Origin of the sequence: Bacillus sp. RB3 (assembly GCF_030164735.1) — a bacterium.
GTDB lineage: Bacteria > Bacillota > Bacilli > Bacillales > Bacillaceae_G > Bacillus_A > Bacillus_A cereus.
Genome location: NZ_JASNGE010000007.1, coordinates 117907 through 132878, shown reverse-complemented (window position 1 = coordinate 132878; position 14972 = coordinate 117907). Strand labels below are relative to the sequence as shown.

The window sequence follows — 14972 nt, the reverse complement described above, 5'->3', positions numbered from 1 at the left end:
ATACTATATAATTTGGAATGTGAAAGATTAAACAAAATACGTTCCAATATCTATTATTAGGAAAAGATAGATATATATTTATATGTAAAAGAGAGTGAATAAATGAAACCAACTATTAAAAATTACGTATTTTTACATGTAGCTTTTTTGATATATTCTATCATTGTGGTTTACATGAAATGGGCAGCTAAGTTTCCCATTGCTTCCATCTCATTTTTTATTGCTTATTTCGGACTAGTTGTACTTTTATTCGGATATGCAATTTTATGGCAACAAGTAATTAAGCATTTCGAAATATCGAAAGCATATTCACATCGCGGAATTATTATACTGTGGTCAATGCTTTGGTCAGTAGTTCTATTTGGAGATACGATACAGTGGAATCATTTACTTGGTGCGGCTATTATTATCGTCGGAATTGTGGTGGTGACAAAAGATGAATAGTTATATGTTGTTATTGATCTTTGGAATCGTATTGGCCAATTACTCACAAATTTTATTAAAAAAGGCTACTTTACAGCAATATGATTCTAAATTAAAAGAATATGTAAATCCATATGTAATCATCGGTTACTCTTTATTTGTACTTAACGCAGGATTCAATATTATCGCCTTAAAGGGACTGACAATAAATCAAGTCTCTGCATTAGAATCATTAAGTTATATCATCATATTAATTTTCGGTTGGTATTTTTTAGGTGAAAAAGTAACGAAAAGAAAAGTAATTGGGAATACTATCATTTTAATGGGTGTTGTGGTGTATTTTATTAAGTAATCACTTATACAAAAAGCTCCGTTTATCACAAACGGAGCTTTTTACTATTGACCTAAATTTTGCACTTTATCTTTCAAATCTCGAACTTGATCTACCGTCTGCATAAGCTCAGAGTTTTTAAATTGCTCTACATCCACTTTGCCTTCTTCTATCTTTGTCTTCGCCGTATCAATTAACGTATTTAACTTTTCGTTATATCCGACGATTTGTTGATGAAGATCCTTTGCTACATCAGGTGGCGTTAATTCATTGAATGCGGGTATATCTTGTTTAATTTCACTAAGCTTCGTTTCTAATTCTTTTCGAGCCTCGCTATCATTAACGGCCTTTTCTGCTAATGCTGGTGCATCATTTGCAAATGCACTTATTTCATTTACATAGTCTGTCGCCTTTTGAGCATAATCTATGGAGTTCTTTCCTTCTTCCACTATTGAACATCCCATTAAACCAATTGAAACTATGAATACTAATACAATTGATTTTATTTTCATTTTAGACCCCCTTCGTCCTTATAATTGTCTGTAATTTTCTCTATACATAACTTCTAGCTAAATTGTTTATAACCTTTTTCAAATAGCTATTTACCCTCTTACATGCCCTATTATCGTTACAACATCTATTTCTATATGCACGCTGATAATATCTTCAATTATATCCATATACCCTTGTCCTATAGCTGTTCCATAGTGTAATGTAAGCCCCTTCTTTTCATACACTGACTTTGGCACTGAAAAAATAAATCTCCTCAAGTTTCTTTCATCAGCTGGTTCCATAATTAAAACAATCCCATCCTCATCAAACATATACGCTCGCCCTCCAACTTTACATTCACTATGGCTCAGTATTGCCTTGGTCAGCAAAATTTAAAACATAATAAGTTAAGATACACTCTGCTCTATCATAAAGTGAAACTTTAATTAGCCCTCACCAGTCGACTCTTTATCGGTAAATAGCGGGATAAAAATAAAAAGCATTCATTCTTTTTTGTTAAGAATAAATGCTTTTTAAAAAATCAATTTCTAACTCTAGCATCTTTTTTTGACGAGGTTTTACTTTCCTTACGGGAACTCCAGCGTAAATATACCAATCATCTAAACTCTCTTTTACCATACTCATCGCGCCGACTGCCGTACCTTCTCCTACAATTACATTTGGAAAAATAATAGAATTAGCACCAATAATCACATGTTTTTTTAAAATAACTTTTTCTGCTTTCACATTCCTATATTGATTCGGGACGGTTGGCCCCATTAATGTATTTCCACTGAAATCATCAAGTACTGCATATACGATTGTTTTAGCTGAGATGTTTGCAAAATCATGCATTTCAATCCCAACTTCCCCTCCATATAACGCTGTATACGCTGATATGTGCGAATAACTTCCAATTGTGATTTTACCACTTAAAATGCAAAAATCATCAATTCTTACATGATTGCCAACTGATATAGCACTCGGATTATATATACTTGCTTTTTTACTAACCAATACATTTTTCCCAACAGATAAAAATCCAATTTTCTTTAGTTCTTCTTGACTATAAAAACTATTCATCTACCGACACCACCTTCTGCTCTAAACAGATTACAATTTGCTCTACTAGTTCTTTCGTCATTCCTTCCCATAAAGGTAAACTTACGATTCGTTTTGCTATTTTATTCGTTTTTGTTAAATCTGTCGACTTATAGTTTTTAAAAAGAACTTGTTGGTGGCAAGATGGTGAAAAGTATAATCTAGCTTCTATTTTCTGTTTTTTCAGTTCTTCAATTACTTGTATGTTGCGAACTTCTTCTGGACAAATGATAGGCATAAATTGGTGAATAACTGCTTCTGTCTTTTGGACTTTCCACCCTTTTTTCATTAACCCAGTATTTTGTAACAACTGTTTATACCATTCAGAAATACGGGTACGTTCTTTTAATTTTTGATCCCACTTTTTTATAGTCGCAATCCCAATAGCTGCTGCGTATTCAGACATTTTACAATTAAACCCCATCATCGTACATTCACGATTTTTATCAAATCCGAAATTCCCCATTCTTTTAATACGTTGTATATCTTCTTCGTTTTTACTATATATGAGCCCTCCTTCACCAATTCCGAATGGCTTTGTTGCATGAAAGCTATATACGATCATTCCACTAAAATCTTGACCGTAATGCATCCCTCCATTCATTAATCCAAATCCCGGCGCCGCATCTACGACAACCGGAATCCCCTTCTTCTCTAATTCTTCATATTCTTCTAAGTTCATCCATGATCCAAAAGTGGCGTACGGGACAACAATCGCAACCTCTTCTTTTAATTCTTCTATCTTATCCAAAAGTACGGTTTTATCCATATACCAATCATCTATTGAAATATCAATAAAGTAAGGTTCCAATCCACACCAAATAGCGGCTAAGGCAGTCGCAGGGAATGTAAAGCTAGGCATGAGAGCATACTTTCCCTTTCTTCTTTTCTTTAGTTGAATAGCCGCCATTAACCCTAACGTTGCGTTTGCTACTGTTGTAACAGCTCCCCTGTTTTGAAAAAATGACGACATAATTGTTTCCTCAAAACGTTGATTTATAGGTCCATAATTCGTATATATGTGAGATGTATCAATTTCCTTCAATTCGTCCAAATACTCACTTACAGGTACAGTTGAAGCACGTAAAAAAGGAATATTCTCCATATCTATCTATTCCTTCCTATCATTTTCGGACAATATAGAGCATATCTGTTTCAGATAATCCAAATTTCCTAGCACTTTTCATTCCTTGTTTTTCCGCTATGTTATATAATTCTACCTTAAATCCTGCATTCATTAATCGTTGAATAAATCCCGATTGATTGTAAATTCTCACATGATCTTCTTGACCAAAAGCTAATTTCCTCAATTGTGGTGTTACAATTAATTCATTCTCTATAATAAAATCTACATTCATTACGATTGGTACTTGAATAATTCCCCATCCATTTGGCTTTAACACTCTATATAACTCTCGCATTGCTTTGTCATCATCAGGAACGTGTTCTAATACATGGCTACATAATATTACATCAAAAGTATTACTATCATATGTAATTCTTGTAACATCAATTTCCTTCATTAATGGATCCTTTGGTTCTAAGTCACCACATACATACGTAATATTTTTATACTCGTTAAACCAATCTCTTAACTTTGCTTCAGGTGCAATATGAAGCATTGTATAGTTTCTATTTAACAAGTCCGTTTCCGTTTCAATGTACGCACGGTACAATCTTTCACGATCCATCGAATTACAAACTGGACATATTCCTGTATCTTTATTCCACATTTCAAATTTATATTTCGGAAAATCATAATGTGCTGGCCAAGGTGAAAATTTTTCAAATTGTTGATTGCAATATTGACAATAACAACATTCTTTCTCGAACATATGAGCAACTAACTTGTTTAAGCCTTTTTTTATCTTTTCATTATAAATTTGATCTAGTTCGCCATTTCTTACTGCATCCTTAACTATAAATCCCGCATTTTCTAAACAATAAGATAAACTCTCTTTATACTCACTTTCGGAGCTTAAAAACCCACTATTATATGCATCTATAATTAATTCAATCCACTCTTCAATTGTCATTAAAATAAAATGCATTTGTTTTTGATTTTGTCCACTATGCTGTCTAAAATAACTAAGAGGTTCATGTATATAAACTACTTTTCCTTTCCTCATCATATCTAGCCAAGTTGCAATGTCATTAATAGCAGAATAAGCCTTTCCTTTAAAATATCCAAACTTCCCGTCAAACAAATTCCGATTAAACAAAACAGTTGTCGGCTCACCAACTACATTTTTCAAGTTTTTTAACATATAATTCCCTAATTCTTTTCCTTCAAAAAGTGTAGTTTCTTTCGCGATTTTCATATTTAATGTTGAAGGTGGTAATATCTCTCCATTCTCATCAATCAGTTCACGATATGACGTCACAAATGAAATATTTTCTAACGCCAAAAAGTATTTCATCATTCTCTCGATCTTTTCATGATGAAATAAATCATCATCTAATAAAAAGTTTATATAGTCCCCATTCGCAAGTTCTACACACTTATTAAAGTTTTCGGCAACTAACGGCGTTTCATTTTTTACATATGTAATACACTCATATTCACGTAAGTACAGTTGAATCATAGCATTGACTTCATCATTTGTACTGTCGTCAGAAATAATAATTTCAATATTTTCATATGTTTGATTCAAAGCGCTGTTGAGTGCTAATTCCAAGTAATAAGGTCTATTGTATGCAGGAATAAGTATACTTACTTTCGGTAAAGAAGAATTATTATTTATATGTTGTTTTTTCTTTTCTATGTTTATTTTCTTCGCTCTAATTTTTTGGTAATAGTCTAATGTATATAATATTGATGATGGAACTATCCTTCTTGCATAATCTAGAAAATTAGTTATCGCTTTGTCTAACTCTTTTTCAGTGGATAAGAAACCATATTGTTCTCCTGCTATAATACTGTGTGAAAAATCTTCTAACCCATCCATCATTTTATTAGATTCATTTAACTGTTGATCTGGATGTAATCGAAAGTAACTAAGTGTCTCTGCTATATATACAGCTTTTCCTTTACTTAATAAAGATAACCATGAAGCTATATCTACGTTACATAAATACCGCCTCTTATCAAAAATCCCAAACGGTTCTTGTAAATCATTTTTACGAAATAAAACTGTTGTCGGTTCTCCAATATAATTTTTTTGATCCACAATTACCTTATTTCCTAATTCTGTTCCCGCTATAATGGTATCCTCTTCAAATAAACGGACAGTCGAATAAATATGTCGTAGCTCTTTCCCTTTATCATCAATGACTTGACGATGAGATGTTACAAGCTTAATTTCATTATCTAAATCATCGAAAAAATACTTCATCATTTTTTCAATTTTATTCACATGAAATACATCATCATCCATTAAAAAATTTATATATTCACCGTTCGCTTCATTAAATAACATTAGCGCATTTTCAAATTGTCCGAGAGTTGATCTATTTTTTATATAAATAATATTTGAATGATCACATAAGTATTTTTGTAACACTTTTTCTGTTTCATCATTCGTGCTGTCATCTCCAACTATAATTTCTATATTAGGGTACGTTTGTTCTAACACACTACATAGCGCCTTTTCAAAGTAACGAGGACGATTATACGTAGGAATTAATACACTTACCAACGGAAGTTGCTCTACCACCTCTTCAGTTCTTTCAATACGAGTTCTCATTTTAACTCTCTCACCTCTTCGCATATTATTTATATACGCGACACAAAAATCACATTACTTTAACTGTATGGAGCCTATATACTTTTATGCAAACATGAAACAAATTATCATACTTTTCGTTCCTGAATAAACATATTTAATAATGCGGACATTTTATTTGCACCTTTTTTATTCATATGATCACTATCATAAAAATCATCATCACAAAATAATGGTGAATCAAATAGATCTATAATTTGAAAAGAATATTGAGTTTGAAAATCATTTATAACTTTATAAAAATCTTCTTTTAATTTCTTACTACTACAATTGAAATAATGTGAAGTAACTGGGAATACAACAATTAATGGTTTTATATCATTTTTTAACAGTAATTCTAAATATTTTTTAAAAATTATTTTATTTTCAACTAAAGTTTGAGGATACGCCAATTTAGCATGTGAAGCTGCTCTTATTTTCCCGTGTTCTTCAAAAGGAATATGAAGAGGAGTAGTATTCCATTCAGCATTTACCCAAGGCAGTATCAATGATTCATCTTTTAGTTCATCTAATAAAATATATTCAAAATGCAAATTAAAAATAGAAAGAAGTGGTTTCGGAGTATTTAGATGGGAGAATCCATCAGTGGGTAGAGGAGAGTGAACTACAGTATGATGACCATCTTGAAACAATGGATAATATACTTTGTGAATTCTATATGATTCGGAGGATAACGACATATCAAAGTAAAACGAGAAATAGGCTATTCCTATTAAACAATATTGAAATGAATGATTGTTTGATAAAAGTTGTGACGCTATTAAATAATCATAGTATAGATCTTGCGATGGAAGTGTTAATTTTATTGACTTTTTTGAGAGAAGCTCCGTACTTATGCCACAATGCGGATAAGACAAACCGGTAGCAAACAATTCATACGTCGGATCACTCTTTGCTTTTTTCATAGAAATGTATAAAGACATAAGATCCGGATTTATTTGATAGATAGAAATTAATTTATCCTTCCATTCATACATGTATTTTGTTAAATTAATAATTTTTGAACTTTGCACGCCCCTATTTATCAAATCATTTGTAAGTTTTTCTGCGTCCCCTCTCCAAATGACTATATATTGAAAAGAACTTTCTATACGAACAACATCTGAAACGTCCACAACATGAACTATTGTTTTACATTTATTTTTGTCTAACGTATTTCGAATCCTATCCCCTGATAATTCATCACTTAAAACAATGATTTTATATTGTTCCTTCATGTACATCCCCTCCATTATATGTATAATATGAAATTCATTTTTAATTCGTAACAATCATATACACCTGCAATCTAACAAAAAAAATAGCTCCACCATTAGGCGTAGCTATTTTTGCAATTATTGCTTATTCAAATTATATTCCTTTATCTAACTCATAAAGTTTACGATACTTTTCATTTTCTTTCAGAAGTTGTTTATGACTACCTTGCATGACAATTTGGCCACGATCAAGGAATATAACTTCGTCTACATGTTCTATTCCTACAAGATGGTGCGTAATCCAAATAACAGTCTTTTCTTCCGTTGCAGAAAACATTGTTTCAATTAAAGACAATTCTGTTTTTGGATCTAAACCGATAGTCGGTTCATCAAGTACAATAATTGGTGTTTCTTGCATAAGAGTTCTAGCAAAAGCAACCCTTTGTCTTTCCCCACCAGAAAACCGCTTTCCCATTTCATGCATTTTTGTTTGTAATCCGTCTGGAAGAGAAGTAACATGTGAAGCTAATTGTGCTTTCTCTAAAGCTTTCCATATCTCTTCATCCGTCGCCTCTGGTTTGCCAATTCGTACATTATTTCCAATTGTCGTATCAAACAAATGCGGCTTTTGATTTAATACAGAAATATATTTAGATAAAAGATTCGTATTAGCTCGTTCACCATTTAGTACAACTTGGCCATTTACTGGGCTTAACGCCCCTGTTAACAATTTTAGTAAAGTAGATTTCCCTGTCCCACTTCTCCCTAAAATAGCAATTTTCTTCCCTGCTTTTATTTGTAATGATACATCTTTTAATACAATCTCATTACTATCTGGATAACTATACGATACGTGATTCAGTTCAATATCTACATGTTTTGGTTCAATATAATCTTTCTCTCCATGCAAATCCGTTTCATCATGTAAAACACTATCACTTTCTACGCCATTAAGACGATGGGTAGATTCTACATACGACGGTATTCGATCGATGGCATCTGCAATAGGAATAAGCGCGTTCGTTACAGATAAAGTCATTAATACGAAAGCTGCGATAACTGTAGGAGCAATTTGTTCACTTGCCGCTTCATTCCCAGTCCATATGATCATCGAAATAACTACAATACCTACTACTAATTGAATGATACTGTCCCGAATATGATACCAGCGTTTCACTCTCTTTTCGATTTTTAACAACTGATCATTTTGTTTTACATACTCATTAATAAATTCATCTTTACGACCACTTGCTTGCCAATCGGATAATCCAAAAACAGCATCTGTCAGTTGTTGATACAAACGGTTTCTTCCTTGCTTTAAAGTAACATGATGTTTCTTCATCAAAAGTAATGATACAAACGGAAGAAGAAAAACGATAATAGCTAACATACAACCTACAATAAGTGCAAAAACAAAATCAAATGCACCGATAACAAGTACGAAGATACTATAAACAACTAGCGCTAATATGCTAGGAAATATTGTACGTAAATATAGGTTTTGCAAATGCTCTATATCTTCGGTTAACACTCCTAACATATCACCCGTTTGAAATCGAGAACGGAAAAATAACGCCTGTGGTTCTACTATTCTATATAGCCTCGTTCTCATTTTTTCTAATATACGTAGTACGACATCATGTCCGACTAAGCGCTCTATATAATGAAATACAGCTTGCCCTATACTAAACGCTCTTGTTGCAACAATAGGAACATATACAGCCATTACATTTTCTGGTCTAAGGGCAGATTTTGAGATCAAATAACCTGAAATAAAAAGTAACATCGCTCCTGAACTAACTCCAAGAAGACCAAGGAAAATAGTTAAAGTCATTCTACCTTTATTTTGTTTTATATAAGGTTTAACCCAGTTACTCATTTCTCTCCCCTCTCTTCCCTATGAAAATGTAATGTCTCATTCTCTAAAAGTTCTTCATACGTCCCACTTTCTTTCATTTCCCCTTTATTTAAAATAAGAATATGGTCCATTTGTTTCATCCAATGTAGACGGTGGGTTGCTAAAAATACTAACTTTCCATTAAATAGACGTAACATCGCTTGCTTTATTTCAAATTCGGTTTCAATATCAAGATGTGCCGTAGGCTCATCTAATAAAATGATTGGTTTTTTACTTAAAAGCGCACGCGCCATAGCAACACGCTGTTCTTGTCCGCCACTTAGCATACGTCCACCTTCTCCAATTCTTTCGTGTATCTCATTTGGAAGTGATGTAACGAGTGAACGAAGGCCGACTTCATTAATAACTCTTTCAACTTCTTCATCTGTTGCATTTGTTTCATAAAAACGAATGTTATCCTTTAATGAAAGCGGAAAAATATAAGGTTGCTGCGGAATATAAGCGATATTTTTTTGCCAATCTTCACGAGTAGATCCATCAACTTCTACACCATTTACTAACATCTTTCCACTCGAAGGAGATAAAAAACCTGCTAATACGTCGATTAACGTCGATTTGCCTGCACCACTTTCACCAATAACACCAATAGCACCGTTACCTTCACAAGTAAAATTAATTCCTTCTAATATAGCCTTTTCAGATTCAGTATTATTAACTTTGATGTCTTGTAATTTCAAGCTACTAGAGGCATTCCATACTATATCTTCATTTAAATCTTTCTTTTGTATTCTTTTTTGTTGTTGCAAAATCTCTTCTATTTGCTCCATCGCAATTTGTCCATCTAATGTTGCATGATAATTTGCTCCCACTTGTTTAATCGGCAGAAAATATTCCGGAGCTAAAATCAAAATTGTAAGGGCTGGTAATAGTATAATCGTTCCATCTATTAAACGTATCCCTAATCCAACTGCCACAAACGCGATTGATAAACTCGTAAAGAAATCTAATGCAAAAGAAGAAAGAAAAGCAACTCGCAAAGTACGCATCGTTGCTTTTCTATACCTTTTACTTACTTTTTCAATCTTTCCTTCGTGCTGTTCACTTTTCCCTAAATACTTTAATGTTTCTAAACCTTTTAACGTATCTACAAAATGGTTCGAAAGTACACGATATATCTCGTACTGACTATCTGCCATTTTTTGCGCTGCTAATCCGAGAAGAATCATAAATATGATCACGATAGGAATCGTTACAACTAAAATGATTCCAGACTCAATATCTAGCGTAAAAACGTATAGTACAATTAGACCTGGAACGATGCTACTTCTAATCATTTTAGGAATCGTTAATTCAATATATGTTTTAAATTTCTCAATCCCTTCAATTGATAAGGTAACCAGATGACCAGTTCCAACAGTTTGAACATACCTTGGACCTAATGTGAAATATGCCTCTATTAGTTGTTTTCTTAGTAACGACCCTGTTTTTTCAGCAAAACGTTCCACTAATATTTGTGATGTTCGAACTACTATGTGACGCGTTGCAAACGCGATACCAAAATAAACAATTTCACTTAATATTGTTTGTACTGTCTCTCCATGAAATAAAAACGTAATAGCTCGTGCTAAAAAGATTGTTTGCGCAATAATACTAAAAGCTTCTAAAATACTAATAATCGTTAACGCTACATATAAAATACGGCTACCGGGATAAGACGGAAGTCCTCTTTTTCTTTTCATTAGTACTCCAAATCGTTGTCTGACTTAACAGGTTGTCTAAATACATAATAACTCCATATTTGACTTCCGATAACGAAAGGCAAAATAGCAATCGCAAAGTAAGTCATAAGTTTTAATGCATAAGCTCCTGATGCTGCGTTGTAAATTGTCAAATCATTCATTGCTCCTAAAGAGCTAATCATAACACGTGGGAACATACCGATAAATACACTCGCACTTAGTAAAATGATTGTTAAACTCGTCATAAAGAAAGCCCAACCATCTCTTCTTCTTTTATTTAATAAAGTGGACACTAATAGTGCTACAAAAGCTCCGATTGGCACCATAATCCATTCTGTTCCATGAGCAGTGAAAATGTCGGTTTTCCATAACCCCACACCAGCAAAAACAAGAAGTGTAATTAATGAAAATGGTGCAATTTTTATTGCAGCAATTCGTGCACGTTCTCTCAATTTACCAGTTGTACGTATCGTAAGAAATTGTAATCCGTGAACAATACATAGTAGGAGAAACATTACTCCTCCAAGTAACGCAAATGGATGAAGTAATTGCAGGAATCCACCTACAACATTTTTACTCTCATCAATAGGTACACCTACCATAAAGTTTGCAATCGCAACTCCCCAAAGGATAGGAGGTAACATACTTCCAATAAACATCCCCCAATCCCATGCACTCTTCCACTTATGATTATCTATTTTCGCACGAAATTTAAAGGAAACACCTCGTAAAATTAAAGCAAGAAGCATAAATACAAACGGAATATAAAAACCACTAAATAAAGTTGCATACCAGTGCGGAAATGCCGCAAACATGGCTCCACCAGCACAAACAAGCCATACTTCATTCGCGTGCCAGAACGGTCCTATTGTATTTAAGTAAACTCGTTTTTCAAAATCATTCTTTCCTAAAAACCTCGAAACCATTCCTACCCCAAAGTCGAAACCTTCCAGTACGAAGAATCCAACAAATAAGATTGCAATAACTAAAAACCATAACTCATTAAGAGATAACATACTCTTCCTCCTTATCAAATGGATCATGGCTTTGATAATCCTTTTTCGTTTTCTTATTCTTGTGGCCCTTAATGGTACGAACAAATAAGTACACACAAATTCCACCCATAATTAAATACATTGATGTGAATGAAATAAGTGAGAATAATACTTCACCGAATGTTACATTTGGTGATACAGCATCTTCTGTTTTCATTACACCAAATACAACCCAAGGTTGACGACCCATTTCAGTCATAATCCACCCTACTGTATTACCGATGAATGGAAGAGAAATTGCATACACCATTAATTTTAAATACCACGTTTTTTCCGCTAAACGATCTTTTCTTGATAAGAACCATCCGTAAGCTCCTAGAAGAAGCATGAATGTTCCACTCATTACCATCGCTCTAAAACTCCAAAACATTGTATGCACTGGAGGAATATAATCTCCAGGTCCATATTTTTCCTCATATTGTTTTTGAATTTGATTCATCCCTTCAACTTGACCGCTAAACTTATCATACGATAATAGACTTAGCATATAAGGGATTTGAATTTCAAACGAATTTTCTTTCTTCTCTGTATCAATTTTCGAAAATACTGTAAATGGTGCTGGATCCTCACTTGTATTCCATAGCGCTTCAGCTGCCGCCATCTTCATTGGATGTGTCTTAATTAATTGTTGCGCTTGTGCATGACCGAAGAATAATACAAGCGCCGTTGTAATTGTTCCAACAATGATAGAAATTCGGAAAGATTTTTTAAATACTACAGTTTCTTGTCCTTTTGTAATTTTCCATGCACTTACACCAGCAATAAAGAATGCACCTGTTGCAATTGCCGCTGTAATTGTATGCGGGAATTGTACCCATAGTTGTGGGTTTTGAATAATGGCTAAGAAATCATTCATTTGCGCACGACCATCAGCTGCCATTTCATACCCGACAGGTGACTGCATAAATGCACTTGCAGTTAAAATCCAGAATGCTGATAACATCGTTCCAATTGAAAGGAGCCAAATACACATTAAGTGAATTCGCTTCGGTAATTTATCCTCACCGAATACCCATAAACCCAGGAATGTAGACTCAATGAAAAATGCCAGTAATCCTTCAATCGCAAGTGATGGACCAAATACATCACCTACAAAACGTGAATACGTTGACCAGTTCATACCAAACTGGAATTCTTGTAAAATACCTGTTACTACACCTACTGCAAAGTTAATAAGGAATAATTGCGTCCAAAACTTTGCCATCTTCTTATATACTTCTTGCCCTTTTACCACATACAACGTTTGCATGATCGCAATAATAAAAGCTAAACCAATTGACAGCGGAACAAAAAAGTAATGGAAAATCGTTGTTGATGCGAACTGTATTCGTGCCAATTCGAGCGTTTCCATACTAAAATCACTTCCTTCATAGTTTTTATAATAAAAGTTAATTGAGCAATCTTATCAAACTCAATTATTAAGAAATACGAAAAGACAAAAACATTTTGTATGTATTGTCGAAAAATATGAAGTTTCAGTTTTTCAAACTATTGTAATGCTATTTTTTACCTTTTCACTATTTCTGTAGTGTTTTATTCGTTAATCGAATTGTATAATATACCTGCATAGTAAATTCAGGTTATTTTTGACGTATTATTGACATCATTTTGTCTGAAATATGTCTTTTGTCATTTTTTTGAATCAGGTTTTTCTCATTAGCAAAATGTGTTTTTTCAATATACTTCTTACTTTTATATCTATAAAACAATCGTTTTCCTCTTCATACACTTGACTTTCACCCGAAAAAATGTCCTCGAAACCACCCTCGATAAACGCTTGTTTTTTGTCAAGAGAAAAATGTATTTTTAAAATTCAAACTCGAAATAATGTTATTCAAAAATAGAAAATAACTTCCCTCTTCCTCGACTAAAAGTTCATTTTTTTGTCATTTTTCCAGAACAAATAAAAAAAACTGAAAGTCGATTAGACTCTCAGTTTTTTTATTTATTTTGCTGTATGTTTTCTAACGGCTGGTAAAATTTCAGTAGCAATTAATTCAATATTTTTCTCAATTTTATCAAATGGTACACCGCCAAAATCAATTTGTGCCATAAAGCGTTGTTGGCCAAACAATTCATATTGGTAAAGCATTTTCTCAATGATTTGTTGTGGGCTACCAACCATTAAAGCATCACGGTAATCTATTGCATTTGTAAATTGCTGTTTCGGATACCCACCACCGCGCAGTGTAAGCATACCAGCATTAATGTGAGGGTAATATTCACTAAGTGCATCTTGTGAATTTTTTGCCGTATAAAATAAACTCGTTGTCGCAACTGGTAAACTAGCTGGATCAAATCCACTTTGTACAGCCGCCTCGCGGTAAGCATCTACTGACACTTTAAAGTTAATTGCTGGACCACCAAGTGTTGTTATCATCATTGGTACACCCGCGCGTCCCGCTTTAATTGCACTAGCTGGTGGACCTCCAACCGCACGCCAAATTGGTAAGTTATTATTTTTCGCTCTCGGAATAACCGATGCATGTGCGAGCGGTGCTCTGAACTGTCCATTCCATGTTACATGTTCCTCGTTATTAATTTTTAATAAAAGATCCATCTTCTCTTCGAATAATTCTTCATAATCATTCACGTCATAACCAAGTAAACTATATCCCCCAATACGAGATCCACGACCAGCCACAATTTCTGCACGTCCATTAGAAATCAAGTCAATTGTAGCGAAATCCTCATATACTCGAACTGGGTCAGATGTACTTAATATCGTTGCTGAACTTGCAATTTTTATATTTTTCGTAGCTTGTGCAATAGCTCCTAAAATAACTGTATGAGCTTGTGTTGTAAAATGCGTTTGATGACTTTCACCGACAGCAAACACATCAAGTCCTGCCTCATCTGCTAACTTAGCTGTATCAATTAGTTCGTGAATTCTTTTCTCTGGCGTAATTTTCTCCCCATTATGTGGATTTAAAACATGATCACCAATTGAATATAATCCAAACTCAATTCCTTTTCTTATATCTATACGGTATTTTTCCATAGTTACTCTCCCCTTTAATAAAGTAGTATTAGTTTTTTTCTAAAAACGTTG

At 33.5% G+C, this 14972-nt stretch carries 13 protein-coding genes; 2 read left to right on the top strand and 11 right to left on the bottom strand.

All coding sequences use genetic code 11. The features are described 5' to 3' along the window. Nucleotides 1-102: 102 nt before the first annotated feature. On the top strand, nt 103-444 hold the full coding sequence (locus tag QO049_RS12110) for an EamA family transporter (RefSeq protein WP_000805132.1): 342 nt from the start codon (nt 103-105) through the stop codon (nt 442-444). Next, nucleotides 437-775: an EamA family transporter gene (locus tag QO049_RS12105; protein WP_001089876.1), complete on the top strand. Its 339-nt coding sequence runs from the start codon at nt 437-439 to the stop codon at nt 773-775. Before QO049_RS12110 ends, QO049_RS12105 begins: the two co-directional genes overlap by 8 nt. Before the next feature lie 44 nt (nt 776-819). Here QO049_RS12105 and QO049_RS12100 read toward each other — a convergent pair whose 3' ends face one another. The 11 genes from QO049_RS12100 to QO049_RS12050 form a co-directional block, all read right to left on the bottom strand. Beyond that, nucleotides 820-1266, bottom strand: a complete 447-nt coding sequence (locus tag QO049_RS12100) for a DUF6376 family protein (protein ID WP_000695229.1) — start codon at nt 1264-1266, stop codon at nt 820-822. 90 nt (nt 1267-1356) lie between these two features. Continuing rightward, nucleotides 1357-1578 carry a hypothetical protein gene (locus tag QO049_RS12095; protein ID WP_000459099.1) on the bottom strand — a complete coding sequence of 74 codons (222 nt, stop codon included), beginning with the start codon at nt 1576-1578 and terminating at the stop codon, nt 1357-1359. Nucleotides 1579-1762: 184 nt separating this feature from the next. Further along, a complete protein-coding gene (locus QO049_RS12090; protein ID WP_001084184.1) occupies nt 1763-2329 on the bottom strand; it encodes an acyltransferase in 567 nt (188 codons plus the stop codon). Beyond that, a complete protein-coding gene (locus tag QO049_RS12085; RefSeq protein ID WP_000427968.1) occupies nt 2322-3452 on the bottom strand; it encodes a DegT/DnrJ/EryC1/StrS aminotransferase family protein in 1131 nt (376 codons plus the stop codon). The genes QO049_RS12090 and QO049_RS12085 overlap by 8 nt, the downstream gene beginning before the upstream one ends. Before the next feature lie 19 nt (nt 3453-3471). Continuing rightward, nucleotides 3472-6033 carry a glycosyltransferase gene (locus QO049_RS12080; RefSeq protein ID WP_246962559.1) on the bottom strand — a complete coding sequence of 854 codons (2562 nt, stop codon included), beginning with the start codon at nt 6031-6033 and terminating at the stop codon, nt 3472-3474. A gap of 107 nt (nt 6034-6140) precedes the next feature. Beyond that, nucleotides 6141-7289, bottom strand: coding sequence for a hypothetical protein (locus QO049_RS12075; protein WP_000664251.1), 1149 nt, complete (start codon nt 7287-7289; stop codon nt 6141-6143). A 133-nt stretch (nt 7290-7422) separates the two neighbouring features. Continuing rightward, nucleotides 7423-9147 carry a thiol reductant ABC exporter subunit CydC gene (gene cydC / locus QO049_RS12070; protein ID WP_246962557.1) on the bottom strand — a complete coding sequence of 575 codons (1725 nt, stop codon included), beginning with the start codon at nt 9145-9147 and terminating at the stop codon, nt 7423-7425. After that, the gene (gene cydD, locus QO049_RS12065; protein ID WP_246962555.1) at nt 9144-10865 is read right to left on the bottom strand and encodes a thiol reductant ABC exporter subunit CydD; all 1722 of its coding nucleotides are present in this window, start codon (nt 10863-10865) and stop codon (nt 9144-9146) included. The genes cydC and cydD overlap by 4 nt, the downstream gene beginning before the upstream one ends. After that, nucleotides 10865-11881: a cytochrome d ubiquinol oxidase subunit II gene (cydB, locus tag QO049_RS12060; protein WP_000950083.1), complete on the bottom strand. Its 1017-nt coding sequence runs from the start codon at nt 11879-11881 to the stop codon at nt 10865-10867. The genes cydD and cydB overlap by 1 nt, the downstream gene beginning before the upstream one ends. Next, entirely contained in the window at nt 11868-13271 is a 1404-nt protein-coding gene (cydA, locus tag QO049_RS12055) for a cytochrome ubiquinol oxidase subunit I (protein WP_000448869.1), read from the bottom strand. The genes cydB and cydA overlap by 14 nt, the downstream gene beginning before the upstream one ends. A 594-nt stretch (nt 13272-13865) precedes the next feature. Beyond that, nucleotides 13866-14921: an LLM class flavin-dependent oxidoreductase gene (locus QO049_RS12050; RefSeq protein WP_246962553.1), complete on the bottom strand. Its 1056-nt coding sequence runs from the start codon at nt 14919-14921 to the stop codon at nt 13866-13868. Between the last annotated feature and the right edge of the window lie 51 nt (nt 14922-14972).